20 protein-coding genes, 1 rRNA gene and 1 pseudogene are annotated in these 18,324 nt (G+C 38.5%); 12 read left to right on the forward strand and 10 right to left on the reverse strand.

Going from position 1 to position 18,324, the window contains the following annotated elements; genetic code table 11:
• Nucleotides 1-62: 62 nt before the first annotated feature.
• Nucleotides 63-755, reverse strand: coding sequence for a DNA alkylation repair protein (locus tag MHH71_RS19020; RefSeq protein WP_006096370.1), 693 nt, complete (start codon nt 753-755; stop codon nt 63-65).
• Between the two features lie 98 nt (nt 756-853).
• Between MHH71_RS19020 and MHH71_RS19025 the strand changes: the two genes are divergently transcribed.
• A complete protein-coding gene (locus MHH71_RS19025; RefSeq protein ID WP_003208937.1) occupies nt 854-1,315 on the forward strand; it encodes a hypothetical protein in 462 nt (153 codons plus the stop codon).
• A 131-nt stretch (nt 1,316-1,446) separates the two neighbouring features.
• On the opposite strand, the gene MHH71_RS19030 is transcribed toward MHH71_RS19025, so the two are convergent.
• Both MHH71_RS19030 and MHH71_RS19035 read right to left on the reverse strand, forming a co-directional pair.
• Nucleotides 1,447-1,581 (reverse strand): hypothetical protein, encoded by a 135-nt coding sequence (locus MHH71_RS19030; protein WP_006096369.1) that lies wholly within the window; start codon nt 1,579-1,581, stop codon nt 1,447-1,449.
• A 15-nt stretch (nt 1,582-1,596) separates the two neighbouring features.
• A complete protein-coding gene (locus tag MHH71_RS19035; RefSeq protein ID WP_018767497.1) occupies nt 1,597-2,922 on the reverse strand; it encodes an ArsB/NhaD family transporter in 1,326 nt (441 codons plus the stop codon).
• Nucleotides 2,923-3,199: 277 nt separating this feature from the next.
• Between MHH71_RS19035 and kapD the strand changes: the two genes are divergently transcribed.
• Nucleotides 3,200-3,823 (forward strand): 3'-5' exonuclease KapD, encoded by a 624-nt coding sequence (kapD, locus tag MHH71_RS19040; RefSeq protein ID WP_003201608.1) that lies wholly within the window; start codon nt 3,200-3,202, stop codon nt 3,821-3,823.
• Between the two features lie 41 nt (nt 3,824-3,864).
• Here the strand turns inward: kapD and MHH71_RS19045 are convergent, their stop codons facing one another.
• On the reverse strand, nt 3,865-4,248 hold the full coding sequence (locus MHH71_RS19045) for a kinase-associated lipoprotein B (protein WP_018782839.1): 384 nt from the start codon (nt 4,246-4,248) through the stop codon (nt 3,865-3,867).
• A 153-nt stretch (nt 4,249-4,401) separates the two neighbouring features.
• On the opposite strand from MHH71_RS19045, the pseudogene MHH71_RS19050 reads away from it, so the two are divergent.
• The 3 genes and pseudogenes from MHH71_RS19050 to MHH71_RS19060 all read left to right on the forward strand — a co-directional run.
• Nucleotides 4,402-4,539: pseudogene (locus MHH71_RS19050) on the forward strand (ThiJ/PfpI family protein); the annotation flags it as partial.
• Nucleotides 4,538-4,714, forward strand: coding sequence for a hypothetical protein (locus MHH71_RS19055; protein ID WP_003201612.1), 177 nt, complete (start codon nt 4,538-4,540; stop codon nt 4,712-4,714). The pseudogene MHH71_RS19050 and the gene MHH71_RS19055, both read left to right, overlap by 2 nt.
• Before the next feature lie 69 nt (nt 4,715-4,783).
• The gene (locus MHH71_RS19060; protein WP_033799195.1) at nt 4,784-5,323 is read left to right on the forward strand and encodes a superoxide dismutase family protein; all 540 of its coding nucleotides are present in this window, start codon (nt 4,784-4,786) and stop codon (nt 5,321-5,323) included.
• 35 nt (nt 5,324-5,358) lie between these two features.
• Here MHH71_RS19060 and MHH71_RS19065 read toward each other — a convergent pair whose 3' ends face one another.
• Nucleotides 5,359-6,510 (reverse strand): MalY/PatB family protein, encoded by a 1,152-nt coding sequence (locus MHH71_RS19065; protein WP_003201616.1) that lies wholly within the window; start codon nt 6,508-6,510, stop codon nt 5,359-5,361.
• Between the two features lie 117 nt (nt 6,511-6,627).
• Between MHH71_RS19065 and MHH71_RS19070 the strand changes: the two genes are divergently transcribed.
• Nucleotides 6,628-6,879: a DUF1871 family protein gene (locus tag MHH71_RS19070; protein WP_006096365.1), complete on the forward strand. Its 252-nt coding sequence runs from the start codon at nt 6,628-6,630 to the stop codon at nt 6,877-6,879.
• 220 nt (nt 6,880-7,099) lie between these two features.
• Here MHH71_RS19070 and MHH71_RS19075 read toward each other — a convergent pair whose 3' ends face one another.
• The gene (locus MHH71_RS19075; protein ID WP_006096364.1) at nt 7,100-7,939 is read right to left on the reverse strand and encodes an alpha/beta fold hydrolase; all 840 of its coding nucleotides are present in this window, start codon (nt 7,937-7,939) and stop codon (nt 7,100-7,102) included.
• Between the two features lie 109 nt (nt 7,940-8,048).
• On the reverse strand, nt 8,049-9,041 hold the full coding sequence (locus MHH71_RS19080; RefSeq protein ID WP_033799194.1) for a 2-hydroxyacid dehydrogenase: 993 nt from the start codon (nt 9,039-9,041) through the stop codon (nt 8,049-8,051).
• Between the two features lie 83 nt (nt 9,042-9,124).
• Between MHH71_RS19080 and MHH71_RS19085 the strand changes: the two genes are divergently transcribed.
• The 3 genes from MHH71_RS19085 to yugI all read left to right on the forward strand — a co-directional run bounded on the left by MHH71_RS19085 (nt 9,125) and on the right by yugI (nt 11,459).
• Nucleotides 9,125-9,622, forward strand: a complete 498-nt coding sequence (locus MHH71_RS19085) for an Lrp/AsnC family transcriptional regulator (protein WP_003201624.1) — start codon at nt 9,125-9,127, stop codon at nt 9,620-9,622.
• Nucleotides 9,619-10,809, forward strand: coding sequence for an aminotransferase (locus MHH71_RS19090; RefSeq protein WP_033799193.1), 1,191 nt, complete (start codon nt 9,619-9,621; stop codon nt 10,807-10,809). The genes MHH71_RS19085 and MHH71_RS19090 overlap by 4 nt, the downstream gene beginning before the upstream one ends.
• A 305-nt stretch (nt 10,810-11,114) precedes the next feature.
• On the forward strand, nt 11,115-11,459 hold the full coding sequence (yugI, locus tag MHH71_RS19095) for a S1 domain-containing post-transcriptional regulator GSP13 (RefSeq protein ID WP_018767503.1): 345 nt from the start codon (nt 11,115-11,117) through the stop codon (nt 11,457-11,459).
• A 119-nt stretch (nt 11,460-11,578) separates the two neighbouring features.
• Here the strand turns inward: yugI and MHH71_RS19100 are convergent, their stop codons facing one another.
• Nucleotides 11,579-11,812 carry a DUF378 domain-containing protein gene (locus tag MHH71_RS19100; protein WP_003201633.1) on the reverse strand — a complete coding sequence of 78 codons (234 nt, stop codon included), beginning with the start codon at nt 11,810-11,812 and terminating at the stop codon, nt 11,579-11,581.
• A gap of 355 nt (nt 11,813-12,167) precedes the next feature.
• Here MHH71_RS19100 and MHH71_RS19105 point away from each other — a divergent pair, with 355 nt between their 5' ends.
• On the forward strand, nt 12,168-13,520 hold the full coding sequence (locus MHH71_RS19105; protein ID WP_006096361.1) for a glucose-6-phosphate isomerase: 1,353 nt from the start codon (nt 12,168-12,170) through the stop codon (nt 13,518-13,520).
• Nucleotides 13,521-13,818: 298 nt separating this feature from the next.
• Nucleotides 13,819-14,229 (forward strand): YugN-like family protein, encoded by a 411-nt coding sequence (locus MHH71_RS19110; protein WP_018782835.1) that lies wholly within the window; start codon nt 13,819-13,821, stop codon nt 14,227-14,229.
• On the opposite strand, the gene MHH71_RS19115 is transcribed toward MHH71_RS19110, so the two are convergent.
• Both MHH71_RS19115 and MHH71_RS19120 read right to left on the reverse strand, forming a co-directional pair.
• Nucleotides 14,219-15,214 carry a potassium channel family protein gene (locus MHH71_RS19115; protein WP_033799192.1) on the reverse strand — a complete coding sequence of 332 codons (996 nt, stop codon included), beginning with the start codon at nt 15,212-15,214 and terminating at the stop codon, nt 14,219-14,221. The two genes, MHH71_RS19110 and MHH71_RS19115, sit on opposite strands and share 11 nt — an antisense overlap.
• Nucleotides 15,215-15,318: 104 nt before the next feature.
• The gene (locus tag MHH71_RS19120; protein ID WP_006096359.1) at nt 15,319-15,999 is read right to left on the reverse strand and encodes an MgtC/SapB family protein; all 681 of its coding nucleotides are present in this window, start codon (nt 15,997-15,999) and stop codon (nt 15,319-15,321) included.
• Between the two features lie 668 nt (nt 16,000-16,667).
• On the opposite strand from MHH71_RS19120, the gene MHH71_RS19125 reads away from it, so the two are divergent.
• Nucleotides 16,668-18,219 (forward strand): 16S ribosomal RNA (locus tag MHH71_RS19125).
• Nucleotides 18,220-18,324 lie beyond the last annotated feature (105 nt).

An 18,324-nucleotide genomic window follows, 5' to 3' on the forward strand; every position in this document is an offset into this window, starting at 1 on the left:
TATTCTTTATCATTTTAACCGAGAAGCCCCCCTCCTCTAAATGAAGTGAAGGTGGGGGTAGTTCAATCTGAAGAGGTGCTCATAGTAGAGCGAATATGTTTAATTGCTTCACGTTTGCTTAGAGGAGCAAGTTGATGATTTTGAACATATTCCCATACAACATCTGGGCTTGTTTTTGCGTATTCACGAAGTACCCAGCCGATTGCTTTTTGGATGAAAAATTCTTTTGAAGATTTGAGTTGTCCAATGATTGAGAAGAGAAGTTTTTCATCCATTTGTTCTTTATATTTTAGTTGAAATAAGATTGCGGAGCGCTGTAACCATATATTTTCTGAAGCAATCCATTTCGGGATGTATGTTTGAATGGCTTCTGGATGTTTCAAAAAAATGCTTCCTAGGGAAGTAGGAACAATGCCATCAACGGAATCCCACCATGATTTCGTTATAATGAGTTCTTCTAAGAACGGGATGTGAGTTTTATCGAGATGCTTTTTATATTTCTGTAATAGATCGAGAGCGGCGGCTTGGAATTCGCGTTCTGGTAAATCCCAAAGTCCAAGGATGACGGTTTGAAAGTCCTCTTTGTCTGGAAGTCTATGTACTTGTATGACTTCACGTAATAGCTTTCTTCTTTCCGGTGTTTGAATACCGAGAAATGGGAAATGATTTTTCATATAACGAGCCATTGGTTCTGCTTTTTCAGTATTTTGATGTGCGATAAACTGTTGCTGTAAGGCTTTTACAAATGGGTGCATAAAATTGTTCTCCTTTCATGGTCTTTGTTCATATTATATAAAGAAGTGATATGAAATGGATATAAGAAATCCGATGAGAGTAGAAAGGAGAGGGAGCGATGGAAGATCAAAGTATATTAGCGGGTTTTTTTGCTCTTAGTTTTGTTGCTATTGTTATTATTTTAATCTGGGCATTTATTGCGTATTTGCTAACTGCATTTGCACTCTATACAATGGCAAAAAATGATGGTGCTGAAGATGGCATTCTTGCTTTTATTCCATTTTTAAATAGTAAAGTATGGGGGGATTTGGCAAGGGAGAAGTTACCTGACTTTTTGAAAGAAGGGGCTGGATGGAAAGTATTTGGTATATACGTTGCTTGTTTTATTTTGAACTTCATTCCAATCATAAGCCTTTTAGCAAGTGTTGTAGTACTTGTTCTGTCGATTTACTTAGTATACGCCATTTTGGAGCGTTATGGTACGAACGCAATATTATTTACAGTCATCCATGTGATAACATGTTCTATTTTTCTTCCGATTCACCTGTTTTTGATTCGAAATGAGCCAACGAAATATTAGGATCTATTATGAATAATCATGTTGCATATTGTCGAACGGTCGATATGTTGTTTCGAACCGCCGATATATGATGGAAAATAGAAAGGGAAAAGGCTATCGCATCTAGCGATAGCCTTTTTTGGATAGTGATTCTAAGCGAGCCACTTCCGCTTTTTATGAAATCCAGCTCCAGTGGCTAGAATGTTCGGTGGCTTCGCTTCTTCCGCCGAGGCAAAGAGCGCCTCTATGTCAGAAGTTCCATCCCCTTCACATTCTAAGCGAGCCACTTCCGCTTTTTATACCTACATTAAGTAACGCAGATAAATATAAATGTGAGAAACAATTAATGAAACAATCATAATTGGGAAACCAACTTTTAAGAAGTCCACGTAGCTAAATCGGTGTCCTTCACGGCTTGCGATTCCAGCAACGATTACGTTAGCAGAAGCACCGATTAATGTTCCGTTTCCACCTAGACAGGCCCCTAATGCTAATGACCACCATAATACATCGATTTGTGCATCAGAAGGTGATAGACCAAGACCGACTGCCATATCGTTAATAAGTGGAATCATTGTTGCAACGAACGGAATGTTATCGATTGTTGCTGAAGCAATGCCGGATACCCATAAAATAAGAATGGATGCGTAAGAAACATCTCCGCCTGTTAAACCGATTACTTTTTGAGCTAACATTTTGATAAGTCCGATATCAATAAGTCCACCAACGAGTACGAATAGACCGGCAAAGAAGAAAATTGTAATCCACTCTACGTGAGCGAATACTTCTTCAATTTCATGCTCTTTTACACCGATTAACATAAGTACAGTAGCACCTGTTAATGCGATTACTGCGGCGTCAATGTGGAAAATAGAATGAGTCATAAAACCGAGGATTGTAAGTCCAAGTACAGTTAAAGATTTTTTCATTAATACAGCATCTTTAATGTATTGTTTTTCGTCTAAGCTCATTAGTTTTTTAATTTGTATAGGGTCAGCAATTAACTGCTTGCGGTACATAAAGTAAATCATTGTTGCGGTAACAGCGATAATAATTAGTACGATTGGGGCTAAGTTGAATAAGAAAGCATTAAAATCTAAATGCTTGTTTGCAGAACCAATCATAATGTTTGGTGGGTCACCAATTAATGTTGCAGTTCCCCCAATATTTGAAAAAATAATTTCGGAAAGTAAATATGGAACAGGATTTACTTGTAAAATGCGCGTAATAGATAAAGTAACGGGAACAACAAGAAGTACAGTTGTTACGTTATCTAGAAATGCGGAACCGAGCGCGGTAAGCAAAGAAAGAGAAATTAAGATTTTAATTGGATTTCCTTGTGCTTGTTTAGCGGCTTTAATTGCAACATATTGGAATACGCCTGATTTACTTGTGATGTTTACTAATATCATCATACCGATCAGTAGCGTGATGGTTCCCCATTCAATATGTTTTGTAAAAGCGTTGTGCAAGTCGACGACACCAAAGATGACCATAAGTGCTGCACCGAGAAGTGCGATAACAGCACGGTTAATTTTTTCTGAAATGATAATGGCATATGTAATTAGAAAGACTGCGATTGCAAAGTAATATTGCCAGTTAGCGATTTCTTGCGTTGTTTCGTGCAAAAATTCCATCTCCTTTCGGGTAACTTTTCTTAGTGTGTCATAAATTTCTGGAAGAAACACACTTAAAGCCATTATAAAGTAGAAAAATGTCGGATGTAAATGAAAGGGTTTGTTTTGTCATATTTTCTGTACAAATGAATTTTTCTTCTTTTTAAAAATATTTGTGGTTATTTGACATATACATAAGATACATCAATCTGAATGTATCTTATGTAATAGCATTCGAGCCTGTTCGTGTAGGAGTACAAAGTAGACAGAATGATAAGGAAGGGATCGTATGGATGGACAACAATTTTTATTTTTGGATTTTGAGTTCACGATGCCTCAAAATAGGAAGAAACCAAAGGGTTTTTTTCCAGAAATTATTGAGGTAGGACTCGTATCAGTTGTTGATTGTGTAGTGGAAGATACGTATTCATCGTATGTACGACCGGAAACTTTTTCATGCTTAACAGAGCGGTGTAAAAAATTTTTAGGAATTAATCAGGAAGCGGTAGACGGAGGAATTTCTTTTTTGGAACTTGTCGAGAAACTTGTACAATATGAAAAACGTTGTCAAACAACAATTGTAACGTGGGGTAATATGGATATGAAAGTATTGAAGCATAATTGTGAGGCCATAGGTGCCGAGTTTCCTTTTTCGGGGCAATGCCGAGATTTATCACTCGAGTATAAACGTTTCTTTGGCGAACGGAATCAAACTGGATTATGGAAAGCGATTGAAGCGTACGGGAAAGTAGGAACAGGAAAGCATCATTGCGCGCTTGATGATGCGATAACGACCTATAATATTTTTAAACTGGTTGAAAAGGATAAAGAATATTTAGTAAAACCATCTCCCCCGACTTTAGGTGAACTCATCGATTTTTCAAAGGTGTTAAAGAAAGTGAGTACACAATAGCGACCAAATTACAAACTGTGTAATTTGGTCGTTTTGTTTTTTTACAGCTTGTAATCTTGTTTTAACTGCTGGAGTGTCTGCAAACTACGCCTCGCAAACGGACCATCATCTGCTGAGAATGCATTCATTTGTGCTTCTAGTGCGGATTGTAAGGATTCTTTATAATCCGGAATATCGCCATCGTATTTTTTCACCATTTGCTGCGGGATATTTGTTTGCTCCCTGAATGCTAAAGCGCGTCTTTCATGGAAAAATGGAACATCCGCTTGTTTTACATTATGTAAATCACCTTGCGTTGGATGTTTTAAAACAGCTAACACTTTCACAACGTAACTTCCAGGACGGCTGTTTGTAATTTCACCGATATACTTTCCTGTTTTATAGATACCAGTAACGATATCACCAATTTGGAATGTTTCGTTCATATTTTTCACCTCAATTTTATAGTAAGGAAAGTGGGGAATAGAGTCAAAGAAATCATTTGCTGGAGAATGATTTTGAGAAGTTAGGTGTGCTTGTGATCAGAGAAATGTTATAATTCGAAATGATATAACAGAAAATTCTGTGGAATCAAAAGGATGAAGGTATGTATCGTTTGCTTCGATGAATTCACAGGTATAGATGTATTTTTGCCGTGGGATTTACTGAATAGAGTAAACTCGATTGAAAGAATAAAAAATTGGGACGTTAAACTTGTAGGGAGGAGTGATCTTCATGATGCCTTTATATTTTCCAGAAGATAAAACAGAATATATTATTCCAGGGATTGTTTGTGTTTTATTTATAATCGGTGCGATTGCAACATGGCGCATGTTTATTCGCGTATCAAAGAGAGAGGCGGAACGTTTGGAGAAAGTGGAGCGAAAGCTGTTAGCGGAAAAGAAACACTAATTCGTTTTTGTATGTTTCCCTCTATGCTCGGACAATCTAAGGGCAGAATGTATTCTGGAGGGAATTGTGATGAAAAAGCAGCTTTTATTCGGGTGTTGTTTGCTGTTTCTTATGGCAGGTTGTGATAAAGGAAATCCGAAAGAAATCGATGTGAAATTATATAATGCTTCTGGTGATAAAGTTGGAACAGCAAAAGTGAAGCAGCAAACAAGTGGTGTGAAAATATCCATTAAGGCAGAAGGATTTTTGCCAGGTGTACATGGATTACATATTCATGAAATTGGAGAGTGTAAAGCACCACGTTTTATATCAGCTGGTAATCATTTTAATTTAGAGAAGAAAAAGAAACATGGACTTATGAATCCAAAAGGTGCAGAGAATGGTGATTTGCCGAATGTTATTGCGGATGATACAGGAAAGATTAAGGCGGAGATTGAAGCGCCTAATGTATCACTTCAAGAAGGGAAAACAACACTGCATCGAAAAGATGGTGCGTCTATCATTATTACGGAAAAGCCTGATGATGGTATGACGCAACCTGCTGGAAATTCAGGGAATCGAATTGCTTGTGGCGTCATTGTAGAAAAGGCAGCCGCTAAGAAAAAGTAGAAGCTACCTTTGAAAGGGTAGCTTTTTTCAGTTAATTATGAAAATGCACACTTAAGTCTATGTAGTATTTCTTCAAGTTGTCTTCTTGAACAGCCGATGTTAATCCGAATATGTTGTTCTCCACCTGCTCCGTATTTTTCACCTGGTTCAACGATAATTTTCCCGTTTTCTTCAAGCTGTTTTGTTCGTTCTTTTTGAGATAGGTCAAGGCGAGAACAGTCGACCCATAGTAAAAAAGTACCTTCTGATTGAATAACGGAAAGGGTAGGGATATGCTGCTTGATAAATTCACAAGCAAATCGGGCATTTTCTTCTATATATAAACGCATTTCTGCTAGCCAATCGTTACACTCTGTATAGGCGCTTTGCATTGCTACATAAGCAAATGTATTTAACCCATGAAAGCCTTGCCGGTGTTGAACAGCTGTAAAGGCATTTCGAAGTTTTTTGTCAGGAATAATAATAATAGATGCCTGTAAGCCTGCGATATTAAATGTTTTACTTGGCGCCATGCAAGTGATTGTACGCGCTGCTAATTGTTTTGACAATGAAGCAAATGGCGTGTGTGTATGACCTGAGAAAATAAGGTCTGCATGAATTTCATCTGAGATAACGGTTACATTATATTGTTCACATAGCGTGCCGAGTTTTGTAAGCTCGTCTTTTGTCCAAACGCGACCAACCGGGTTGTGTGGACTACAAAGAAACATAAGTTTTACACCTTGCTGAAACTGTGTTTCCAAATGTTCAAAATCCATTGTGTATGTGCCGCCCTGTAAAAGTAATGGACTTTCCCATACATGACGGTTATTTTTTGTGACCATGTCAAAGAATGGGGGATAAATAGGTGGTTGTACAAGTACGGCATCATTTTCAGTTGTGAAAGCCTGTACACTAGTGCTAAGAGCAGGAACGATACCTGAACTAAATACAATCCATTCTTCTTTTATATCCCAATTGTATGCACTTTTTGTCCAACGACAAATAATATCTGTTATTTCTTCAGGTGGCATTGTATATCCGAAAATAGGATGCCCAAGGCGTTTTTGCAGTGCAGATTGAATTGGCTCTGGAATAGGGAAATCCATATCTGCAATCCATGCGTGTAACAATTCTTCATTCTTATATGTATCCCACTTTACACTATGTGTTCCCCGGCGGTTTACAGTTTTATGAAATTGCTGCATCTTTTTTGCTCCCTTCTACTTGAATCTATAATTTTGTGAAAGTTCCTCCCTTCTTCTAGAATAGCTGATGTGATACGATAAAGAAAAGAGTGAAAAATAGGAAAAGGCGGGAAGTAGATGGGCGCATATGAAAAGATGGTGGAAATGGTGAAGAATTGGGATCCTTTTCAAATGGGACCGGAATTTTATGAAACAGAAGCAAGCGATGTTGTGTACGTGGTAAGTGCGTTTGACGATCCGAAATATATTGCAAAAAAAATACAGCATATTTATTTTATGTCGTTTGAAGAAGTACCAGCTATTGAAAAATGCGAGAAATTAGCACAGGAATTACTCGTATTAAAAGAAGGCGGAAGTTGTGCATTGTAGGCTGTCGGAAGTTCCGACAGCTTTTTTAGTAGGAAGTTTATCCCGCATTAACTGGCAGTAGCACTCCCACCTCAAAATTCAGCGAAAGCAAAGAAATTAGATCGGGGATGAAGATCTCCCACTGAATAAAGTTTCACTTTATATCGTACCTTGTAGAATGGTTGATATGTTGTGTCGAAGCGCCGATATATTTTAAAAAGCGCTGATGTGTATATGAATACTATTGTGCTGAAAATGCTATGATTTCTTCATATACATGCTCTGGCTTTTCCTCTGGTAGCAAGTGTCCTGTATTTTCGTATGAAATAAATGTAGAGTTTGGCAAGTCTTTGTGTAGCCGGTGCCCGACATGAACGGGAACAACGCGGTCTTTTTCACCCCAAATGAGTAAGGTTGGGGTCTCGATCTTTCGTAATTCAGCTGATGATAAATCTCCTTCTCGGTCCCGGATCATTCGCGTTAAAGCAGGGAAAATGCGGTTATCATAAAAGGGAGCAGCGTACCCTTCCATCATTTCATCATCAATTAAAGAGTGGTCATGAACGACATTCATTAAATTATGAACGATGCCTCTTCTTATAATCCAATTTTTTACGTATAAATGAAAGAACGGTAAATAGGAAGAGTAGATGAGCGGAAACTTTGCTCGTGTTAAGTAGCTTGAGCTACATAGTAAGATTGTTTTTGTAATTAAATCAGGACGTATGCGATTGACATAGAGTGAGATTTGTCCGCCCATTGAATGACCGACTAGCACAATGTTTTGGAGTGCTAAGTGTTCCATTAAATCGATAATTATAGTTGCTAAATTATGATAGGAATATATAAATTGGTTGGACTTATCACTTTTTCCGAACGGTGGTAAATCAAGCGCGACAACCGTTCCTTCTTTTGCAAGCAGTGGGATAAGTCGTCGGTAACTAAATGAGGATGAGAGAAAACCGTGAACGAGTACAAAAGTTGGTTTTTCCTCATTACTCTGGTGTTCATACAATTCGTAATGAACAGTAGTACCGCGAGTGGAAAAAGTGAAGTAGGGATGCTCTAGCTCATGTTTCATTTTCTTTCACTCCATTGATTTTTTTCATATCATCTCCTAGTAGAAAAAGATTTATGTTAACAAAAAAAGGCAAGATGGGGGTCCATCCTACCTTTTTCAGTGTTAAGTGTTATCCTCGTACAATATTAGGCGGTGTTTTTCCTTGTAACCCTGCAACTAAATTTTCTGCAGCGGTCATTGCCATTTGGTGTCTTGTCTTTAATGTCGCAGATCCGATGTGCGGCAGCGTAACGACGTTTGTTAAAGATAATAACGGATTATCTTTTTCGACCGGTTCCTGTGTAAATGTATCGATACCTGCTGCAAAGATTTTCTTTTGTTTCAGTGCGTCGATTAATGCAGGTTCATCAACTGTTTTCCCGCGGGAAGCATTAATGAAAATAGCTGTTTCTTTCATTAATGAAAATTCCTTTTCTCCAATGAGCTGATATGTTTCTTCTGTTAATGGCGTTAAAAGAACAATGAAATCAGATTGCTTTAGTAGTGTGTGTAAATCACAGTACGCGGCATCAAATTTTTGTTCGGCCTCTTCCTTACGACGCCGATTATAATAAAGGACATTCATATCAAATCCAAATTTTGCGCGCTTGGCAACAGCTTCTCCAATTCGCCCCATTCCAATAATCCCAATTGTACTATGATGTACATCCAGTCCGAAGTGCTTTTTTGTAATTTCGGCATTCCAATTACCGTCTTTTACATAAGAATCAAGCTCACATACGCGTCGTCCGGCTGATAGCATAAGAGCGAAAACAAGATCGGCCACTGTATCATCTAATACATATGGAGTATTTGTTCCAATCACGTTTCTGCCCTGCATCGCTTCTAAATCAAAGTTATCATAGCCAACAGAAATGTTGCTCACAACTTTTAAGTGAGGAGCTGCTCGCAATAACTCTTCGTCGATTTTTGTCCCAAAGTTAAGCAAGCCATGTTTATCTTTTATTTTTTCTAATAGAACTTCACGAGGAATCTTTTCACTACTATCCCATTTTTCATATTCACAATGCTCGGAGAGATATGTTTCTACAAATTTTGGAACGCGTTCAGCGATATATACTTTTGGTTTCACGGTTTCCGCCCCTTTCTTTTTCATTTTCACATAATTCTCTAAAAAAATCTTCTTTTCAAACATAAAAAGGTGTCTGTATAATTTAAAAACAAACAAAAGGAAGGATGAAGAATATGGTGACTGAAAAAGAATTAGAATTATTAGCTTGTCTTGAAAAAAGTAGTCGTTTATCCGTAGAAACTTTAGCAAAAATGTTAAATATAAAAGTAGAAGCAGTAAAAGAAATGGTTGAGAAATTAGAAAGAGAAAAAATCATTGTTGATTATGTTACACATATAGATTGGACAAAAGTAAAAGAACATAGCGGTTTAACAGCTATGATTGATGTGAAAGTTACACCGAAGCACGGTGTTGGCTTTGATTCTGTTGCAGAACAAATTTACCGTTATTCAGAAGTGAAATCGGTTTATTTAATGTCAGGGACATACGACCTTTCTATTACGTTGGAAGGAAAAAGTATGAGTGAAGTGGCAAGTTTTGTTTCTGAAAAGTTAGCAACAATTGAATCAGTTGTGTCAACAACAACACATTTTATTTTGAAAAAATATAAACATGAGGGACTTATTTATGACAAAACTGATGATGATAAACGGATTGTGGTGGCACCATGAAGCAGTTTGAACTATCAAGAGCAGCAGAATCTTTACAACCATCCGGTATCCGTAAGTTTTTTGACTTAGCGGCAGGTATGAAAGGTGTTATTTCACTAGGGGTGGGAGAGCCGGATTTTGTTACACCATGGCATGTGAGACAGGCATGTATTCGTTCGTTAGAAGAAGGATACACAGCATATACTGCAAATGCAGGATTATTGGAGTTACGTCAAGAAATAGCAAAGTATCTTCAAAAGCAATTTCATGTTTCCTATAATGCAGATGAAGAAATTATTGTTACAGTTGGAGCGAGCCAAGCGTTAGATGTTGCGATGCGCGCTATTGTAAACCCTGGCGACGAAGTGATCATCATTGAACCGAGCTTTGTATCATATGGCCCACTTGTTACATTAGCTGGAGGAGTGCCGGTTCCGGTAGCAACGTCATTAGAGGATGCATTTAAAGTACAGTCGGAGCAAATTGAAGCAGCGATTACAACAAAAACAAAAGCAATTTTACTTTGTTCTCCAAATAATCCAACAGGAGCACTTTTAAACAAGTTTGAATTAGAAAAGTTAGCAGTAATCGTTGAAAAGTATAATCTCATTGTATTATCTGATGAAATTTATGCGGAGCTTGTATATGACGAGGCTTATACGAGTTTTGCGAGCATTAAAAATATGCGTGATCATACGATTTTAATTTCAGGATTTTCAAAAGGATTTGCGATGACTGGATGGCGCCTTGGAATGATTGCGGCTCCTGTCCACTTTTCAGAGTTGATGCTGAAAATTCATCAATATTCAATGATGTGCGCACCGACGATGTCACAATTTGCAGCATTAGAAGCGCTTCGTTTTGGAAATGATGAAGTCATTCGAATGAGAGAAAGTTATAAAAAGCGCCGTAATTTTATGACGACATCGTTTAATGAAATGGGCTTAACGTGTCATGTGCCAGGCGGAGCATTCTATGTGTTTCCTTCGATTTCTTCAACAGGATTATCCTCAGCAGAATTTGCGGAGCAATTATTGCTAGAAGAAAAAGTTGCAGTTGTACCTGGAAGTGTGTTTGGTGAGAGCGGTGAAGGGTTTATTCGATGTTCATATGCAACTTCGCTTGAACAATTAATGGAAGCCATGAAGCGAATGAAACGATTTGTAGAAAATAAAAAAAGGACAAAACAGAATACGTTTTGTCCATAAAAGGGGGGGAATACTAGAAAGCCATGTGTTAGTATTCTATCCCAATATTTGAAAATTATACTTACTAAAGGAAACTTTTTCATGAATTTTGAATGAAATGGGAGCTGGTGGTATAATTTACTAATATAGAGTGAAGTTTTTCTCAAGTGGGATATTTCTTTCCGCTTGGGAATGAGTCTTCACCAATTGGATATTTATGAGCAGTTACTCACTTTGCGTATACATGCGTTTAAATGTTGAGGTGGGTACTTTTACTGCAACCTGCAAATAGCAGGGAAACTGGTAAACGTATGGGAGTGTTTCATATGTCAGAACAATACACAACAGGAGTGGTTGTAAAAGGGAAAGTAACTGGAATTCAAGATTACGGTGCATTTGTAGCATTGGATCAAGAAACACAAGGACTTGTGCATATATCTGAAATTACAAATGGGTATGTAAAAGATATTCACGATTTTTTAAAGGTTGGAGATATAGTAGAAGTAAAGGTACTTTCAATTGATGAAGAACACAGAAAAATGAGTTTATCGTTAAAAGCAGCAAAGCGTAAGCAAGGAAGAATTATCGTACCAAATCCATCTGATAAAGGATTCAATACGCTTCGCGAGAAGTTAACAGAGTGGATTGAAGAATCACAGTTAACAAAATAAAAGAGAGTCGCTAAATTAGCGATTCTCTTTTATTTTATTATGATATATATTAGCAAATATGATTGCATGCAATCATATTCGTATGTCGGATGGGAAATGCGAAGTCCGTGCTTCGCTTATTATCGAACTTCGCGTGTTTCTGGGTGTGTTCCGAGATTTTCGGATGGTTTAAATAATAAACCAAGGTTAATCAGCCCAGAAATACCAACGATACCGTAAATGATTCGTGCAAGTGCTGAACTTTGCCCACCGAAGATAGCTGCTACTAAATCAAATTGAAAGAATCCAATTAGTCCCCAGTTGACGGCACCAATTACAGTGAATACTAAAGCAATACGTTGTAAAGTACTCATCTTGAGTAATCCTCCTTAAATTTGAAGCATAAGCAAGCCTTTAGTTTTCGTGAGTAGTAAGAATCCACCTATATGAGGTTGGTGGGTATAAAGCGAAATCCGAAAATGGAAGTGCGCCTTCTACAACTTAACTCTTTTATAGAATGACTCTCCTTTGTTGTTTTTATACACAAAAAATATTCATTACAGGATGTATATACATCTATACTTAAAAATGCGAATTTTTATGCGAAAAATGAACTTTTTTTAAAAAATACATATTGGTTACGTTTACAATTCTCCAATTGCTTGATTTACAATCCCAGTTTCGCTAAAGTGAATACAGAAATACATATACATAATTGGAGGGAAAAAAATGAGCACACATGTGACGTTCGATTATTCTAAAGCGTTATCGTTCATCAGTGAACAAGAACTAACTTATTTACGTGATGCAGTAAAAGTATCACACCATGCAATCCATGAAAAAACTGGAGCTGGGAACGATTTCCTTGGGTGGGTAGAGCTTCCGCTTCAATATGATAAAGAAGAATTTGCTCGCATTCAAAAAAGTGCAGAGAAAATTAAAAATGACTCTGACATTTTACTTGTTATAGGTATTGGTGGTTCTTACTTAGGAGCACGTGCAGCAATTGAAATGTTAAACCATTCTTTCTACAATACGCTTTCTAAAGAACAACGCAAAACTCCACAAGTGCTATTTGTTGGACAAAACATTAGCTCCACTTATATGAAAGATTTAATGGATGTATTAGAAGGTAAAGATTTCTCCATTAACGTTATTTCCAAATCAGGTACAACAACAGAACCTGCAATTGCATTCCGTGTTTTCCGTAAATTGTTAGAAGAGAAATATGGAAAAGAAGAAGCGCGTAGACGTATTTATGCAACAACTGATAAAGCGCGTGGTGCTTTAAAAACATTAGCTGACGAAGAAGGATACGAAACATTCGTGATTCCAGATGATGTTGGCGGTCGTTTCTCTGTATTAACACCAGTTGGTTTATTACCAATTGCAGTGAGTGGTTTAAATATTGAAGAGATGATGCAAGGTGCAGCTGCCGGACATGATGACTTTGCAAAATCTGAGCTGGAAGAAAACCCTGCTTACCAATATGCAGTTGTACGTAATGCTCTATATAATAAAGGAAAAACGATTGAAATGCTTGTTAACTATGAGCCAGCACTTCAATATTTTGCTGAGTGGTGGAAACAACTATTTGGCGAAAGTGAAGGGAAAGATCAAAAAGGAATTTTCCCATCTTCAGCAAACTTCTCTACTGATTTACATTCATTAGGTCAATACATTCAAGAAGGACGTCGTGACTTATTTGAAACAGTTCTTAAAGTAGGAAAATCTACACATGAACTAAAAATTGAATTAGATGAGAACGATTTAGATGGTCTGAACTACCTTGCTGGTGAAACAGTAGACTTCGTAAACACAAAAGCATACGAAGGTACATTACTAGCTCATAGTGATGGCGGGGTACCAAACTTAATCGTAAACATTCCAGAATTAAATGAATACACATTCGGTTACCTTGTATACTTCTTTGAAAAGGCATGTGCGATGAGCGGTTACCTATTAGGTGTAAATCCATTTGACCAACCAGGTGTAGAAGCATACAAGAAAAACATGTTTGCTCTTCTTGGAAAACCAGGATTCGAAGAATTAAAAGCAGAATTAGAAGAACGTTTGAAGTAAGAAAAGCGGAAGCGGCTTGCTAAGAACCGCAAGGCATTGGAGTTCTCGACGAAGAAGTGTTTTTTACTTCGACCGAGAGAGCGAAATGACCGAAGGTTCTAGCCGCTGTAGCTGGACAAAGAAAAGAGGAAAAAGCTATCGGGATAGTCCCGATAGCTTTTTTTATTGGAAAGATTGGGATGAGACTTGTCGAATGTTACTGAATAGTCGATAAGTTGTGTCGAATCGCCGATATATCGATATTAGAACAAATACGAATCGGGCATGCTAAGGAAAAAGTCTAGGAAGGATGAATAGCTTGATTCCAATTCAATCAAATTTAGAAGGCCATACATATGCCCTTTTTAAATTAGAAGAAGTATTAAAACCGCTTGGTTATAGTATCGGCGGCAATTGGGATTACGACAAAGGATGCTTCGATTATAAAGTAGATGAGGAAGATGGGTATCAATTTTTAAGAGTACCATTTACAGCAGTTGAAGGAGAGCTGGATGTACCAGGAGTAGTTGTTCGCCTTGATACACCGTATCTTCTTTCACATGTATACCAAGACGAACTGGATGATCAGGTAAATACATTAGCAGCTGGAGCAAGTGGGTTAGATCAATTTGCAGAGCCACAAGATGCAGATGGGAATATAAAAAGAAAATATATTGATATTGGAAAGGCATTAGTAAAAGAGTTGGAAAAGCATCTCATTAATGTTTAATTACGATAAATACGTCGCTTTCAATAGTAACGAAGGAATGAATGGGATTGATGTGATATTGTTCATTCCGCTGTACACCTAGCAGTAGGGTGCCTTGTTTTAAAAGGAGGCTACTGCAAGCTTCGAAAGTTTTTCCGCTATAAGATGCAGGAACAGTCATCAGCTGCAATTTACTTTCCGAGATTTCATTATAAAGTGTAAATAATACACCTGAAATAGAAGGGAATAAAAGAGATGCAGTAAAGACGTAGCTTGTTAATTTATTTCCTTCTATAATTTCTGTCGCTCCCGCTCTAGTTGCATTTTGAACTTGTTCAGAAGTGAGTAGTTCAGCGATACAGTGAATATTTGGATTCAGTCCTTTAGCAGTTAAAATGTTTAAAATTGATTGTGTGTCAGCTAAGCTTTCATTTTTTTCTTTATCTGCCGTTATTAAAATCGTATGGGCTGTTTTAATATTTGCTTTTAATAAAGTTTGATCATGGTGTGGACATCCTTTAATAAACTCTAAGTGATGGAAAGGTTTTGGAAGCAAGGAAAGGGTTTCGTCGATGAGTACGATATCAAGGTCTGGTTGTAACACATGCATTTGGCTCACGACTTGTTTTGCGCGCTCATTCCAGCCGACAATAATCATATGACCATGACAAGAAGCAGCTTCTTCGCCTTTAATTTTCATATATTGCTTACTAATCATTTCGGTAGCGAATAATACCATATAATAGGAGCAGAAACCTGTGCCTAATAAAATGAGAATCATGCCTGTAAGTTTTCCTGCAGGTGTATGTGGAACGTAATCACCGTAACCGACAGTAAAGGTTGTAACAAGCGCCCACCAGATTCCATCAAACCATGTAGAAAAGTAAGTGGGTTCTAATTTATATATTAGAAAACCAAAAACAGTAATAAGTACAACAATGAAGCTAATTAAGCGGAAAATAATGGAGTCGCGAAATACATCTACTAGGTTAGCTCGTGATTTCAAACTTATATTCCTCCTCATTTTGTATAGCTACATTGTTACCATTATGAAAAAAAGAAAAACTCTCTGTTTTGTAAGAGAGTTTTTTCAGTAGTTCATAAGGAGTACTACATACTTTCAACTTCAGTTTGCTGTACACTTTCTAAATGTTGCAGCGCATAATAGACGTCAGCTGTATGTCTTTTTTGATCGACAGACAATTTTAGTTGTAAAAAGTGTGAACCATTTTCTAATGTTTTGAGTTTCATGTTTTTTACTTTTATGTCCATTGCTTTTATTTCTTCAATAACAATAGGGATATTTTTCATATTGCTTACAACAAGTTTGACAGCGATATCTCGTTGCCGGAGTGACCTAGGACCTAAAACTTTCATTGTTAATGGAATGAGTTCGACGCTAATCATAAGAAAACACATGCCGAAAATTGCTTCAAGATAAAAACCAGCCCCCACAGCGATTCCAATACCGGAAGCTCCCCAAATCATAGCGGCGGTAGTTAAGCCTGCGATACTGTCATTTCCTCTTCTTAAAATAACACCGGCGCCTAAAAAACCAATTCCAGATACAATTTGAGCTGCAAGGCGAAGGGGATCCATGTTGATATGATCTGTATGAGGTAAGTTATAAGCTGATTTAATAGAAACAATCGTGAGGAGACAGCTAATAATTGAAATGACTAAGCACGTTTTTAAACCAAGTGGTTTTCTTTTCAATTCACGTTCTAAACCGATAGCAAATCCTAAAATAGCAGAGAGACCTAACTTGATTAGTAAATCGGTATAGTCCATATGTATATTCCTCCTTGTAAGTTTGTTCGATGTAGTGGTGATGACAATCTATCAATAGAAAGTTCATCTTATAAAGTTGTGAATTGTATCTTTGTAAAGAATATGGATAAGAAGTTATAAACGCGTTGAGACGAATTGAAATGTAGAGAAAAACTGTGTTGATGGAAGATAGGCTGTATGTAAAGAAGAATATTCTATATAAATACAAATTGAAAAACCGACACAAACCTTTTTTAGGTGGGAGAGAGAATCCATCCATGCATAGAAGCGGTCAGCCCCTCTTCCAACCCCATGCCAAGTAAAAGTAAAGAGAGGAACCGAATGCAGGTCACTTCTTGTTCTGTAATAGCAATGATTTATATGTTGGAAAATCAAAATGGATATATATTATATTAATTATATGACGTAAATAGAGAAACTTGGCTATTTTTTATAAAAAGTTTTAAAAGGGTGTTGCATTTCATTTTTCTACATGCTATATTAATAACCGTCGCTGATGCGAAACAGCAGAAAGCGAAAAAAGAAATTAAAAAACTTAGTTGACATCGAAAAACGAAGATGTTAACATAAGGGAGTCGCAAATGAGCGGCAAACGAGTTCTTTGAAAACTGAACGAAACAAACAACGTGAAACGTCAATTTTTATTTTAGATGCTAGACAAACTAACTTTATTGGAGAGTTTGATCCTGGCTCAGGATGAACGCTGGCGGCGTGCCTAATACATGCAAGTCGAGCGAATGGATTAAGAGCTTGCTCTTATGAAGTTAGCGGCGGACGGGTGAGTAACACGTGGGTAACCTGCCCATAAGACTGGGATAACTCCGGGAAACCGGGGCTAATACCGGATAACATTTTGCACCGCATGGTGCGAAATTCAAAGGCGGCTTCGGCTGTCACTTATGGATGGACCCGCGTCGCATTAGCTAGTTGGTGAGGTAACGGCTCACCAAGGCAACGATGCGTAGCCGACCTGAGAGGGTGATCGGCCACACTGGGACTGAGACACGGCCCAGACTCCTACGGGAGGCAGCAGTAGGGAATCTTCCGCAATGGACGAAAGTCTGACGGAGCAACGCCGCGTGAGTGATGAAGGCTTTCGGGTCGTAAAACTCTGTTGTTAGGGAAGAACAAGTGCTAGTTGAATAAGCTGGCACCTTGACGGTACCTAACCAGAAAGCCACGGCTAACTACGTGCCAGCAGCCGCGGTAATACGTAGGTGGCAAGCGTTATCCGGAATTATTGGGCGTAAAGCGCGCGCAGGTGGTTTCTTAAGTCTGATGTGAAAGCCCACGGCTCAACCGTGGAGGGTCATTGGAAACTGGGAGACTTGAGTGCAGAAGAGGAAAGTGGAATTCCATGTGTAGCGGTGAAATGCGTAGAGATATGGAGGAACACCAGTGGCGAAGGCGACTTTCTGGTCTGTAACTGACACTGAGGCGCGAAAGCGTGGGGAGCAAACAGGATTAGATACCCTGGTAGTCCACGCCGTAAACGATGAGTGCTAAGTGTTAGAGGGTTTCCGCCCTTTAGTGCTGAAGTTAACGCATTAAGCACTCCGCCTGGGGAGTACGGCCGCAAGGCTGAAACTCAAAGGAATTGACGGGGGCCCGCACAAGCGGTGGAGCATGTGGTTTAATTCGAAGCAACGCGAAGAACCTTACCAGGTCTTGACATCCTCTGACAACCCTAGAGATAGGGCTTCCCCTTCGGGGGCAGAGTGACAGGTGGTGCATGGTTGTCGTCAGCTCGTGTCGTGAGATGTTGGGTTAAGTCCCGCAACGAGCGCAACCCTTGATCTTAGTTGCCATCATTAAGTTGGGCACTCTAAGGTGACTGCCGGTGACAAACCGGAGGAAGGTGGGGATGACGTCAAATCATCATGCCCCTTATGACCTGGGCTACACACGTGCTACAATGGACGGTACAAAGAGCTGCAAGACCGCGAGGTGGAGCTAATCTCATAAAACCGTTCTCAGTTCGGATTGTAGGCTGCAACTCGCCTACATGAAGCTGGAATCGCTAGTAATCGCGGATCAGCATGCCGCGGTGAATACGTTCCCGGGCCTTGTACACACCGCCCGTCACACCACGAGAGTTTGTAACACCCGAAGTCGGTGGGGTAACCTTTTTGGAGCCAGCCGCCTAAGGTGGGACAGATGATTGGGGTGAAGTCGTAACAAGGTAGCCGTATCGGAAGGTGCGGCTGGATCACCTCCTTTCTATGGAGAATTGATGAACGCTGTTCATCAATATAAGTTTCCGTGTTTCGTTTTGTTCAGTTTTGAGAGAACTATCTCTCAGAAATAAATGTATGTTCTTTGAAA

The organism is Bacillus sp. FSL H8-0534 (genome assembly GCF_038005885.1).
In the GTDB taxonomy this organism is placed as follows: Bacteria; Bacillota; Bacilli; order Bacillales; family Bacillaceae_G; genus Bacillus_A; species Bacillus_A pseudomycoides.

What these genes read in the sequence shown, in the direction of transcription:
- MHH71_RS19020 (WP_006096370.1), bottom strand. Translation starts at nt 755, where the DNA reads ATGCACCCATTTGTAAAAGCCTTACAGCAACAGTTTATCGCACATCAA.
- MHH71_RS19025 (WP_003208937.1), top strand. Translation starts at nt 854, where the DNA reads ATGGAAGATCAAAGTATATTAGCGGGTTTTTTTGCTCTTAGTTTTGTT.
- kapD (WP_003201608.1), top strand. Translation starts at nt 3,200, where the DNA reads ATGGATGGACAACAATTTTTATTTTTGGATTTTGAGTTCACGATGCCT.
- MHH71_RS19045 (WP_018782839.1), bottom strand. Translation starts at nt 4,248, where the DNA reads ATGAACGAAACATTCCAAATTGGTGATATCGTTACTGGTATCTATAAA.
- MHH71_RS19055 (WP_003201612.1), top strand. Translation starts at nt 4,538, where the DNA reads ATGATGCCTTTATATTTTCCAGAAGATAAAACAGAATATATTATTCCA.
- MHH71_RS19060 (WP_033799195.1), top strand. Translation starts at nt 4,784, where the DNA reads ATGAAAAAGCAGCTTTTATTCGGGTGTTGTTTGCTGTTTCTTATGGCA.
- MHH71_RS19065 (WP_003201616.1), bottom strand. Translation starts at nt 6,510, where the DNA reads ATGCAGCAATTTCATAAAACTGTAAACCGCCGGGGAACACATAGTGTA.
- MHH71_RS19070 (WP_006096365.1), top strand. Translation starts at nt 6,628, where the DNA reads ATGGGCGCATATGAAAAGATGGTGGAAATGGTGAAGAATTGGGATCCT.
- MHH71_RS19075 (WP_006096364.1), bottom strand. Translation starts at nt 7,939, where the DNA reads ATGAAACATGAGCTAGAGCATCCCTACTTCACTTTTTCCACTCGCGGT.
- MHH71_RS19085 (WP_003201624.1), top strand. Translation starts at nt 9,125, where the DNA reads ATGGTGACTGAAAAAGAATTAGAATTATTAGCTTGTCTTGAAAAAAGT.
- MHH71_RS19090 (WP_033799193.1), top strand. Translation starts at nt 9,619, where the DNA reads ATGAAGCAGTTTGAACTATCAAGAGCAGCAGAATCTTTACAACCATCC.
- yugI (WP_018767503.1), top strand. Translation starts at nt 11,115, where the DNA reads ATGTCAGAACAATACACAACAGGAGTGGTTGTAAAAGGGAAAGTAACT.
- MHH71_RS19100 (WP_003201633.1), bottom strand. Translation starts at nt 11,812, where the DNA reads ATGAGTACTTTACAACGTATTGCTTTAGTATTCACTGTAATTGGTGCC.
- MHH71_RS19105 (WP_006096361.1), top strand. Translation starts at nt 12,168, where the DNA reads ATGAGCACACATGTGACGTTCGATTATTCTAAAGCGTTATCGTTCATC.
- MHH71_RS19120 (WP_006096359.1), bottom strand. Translation starts at nt 15,999, where the DNA reads ATGGACTATACCGATTTACTAATCAAGTTAGGTCTCTCTGCTATTTTA.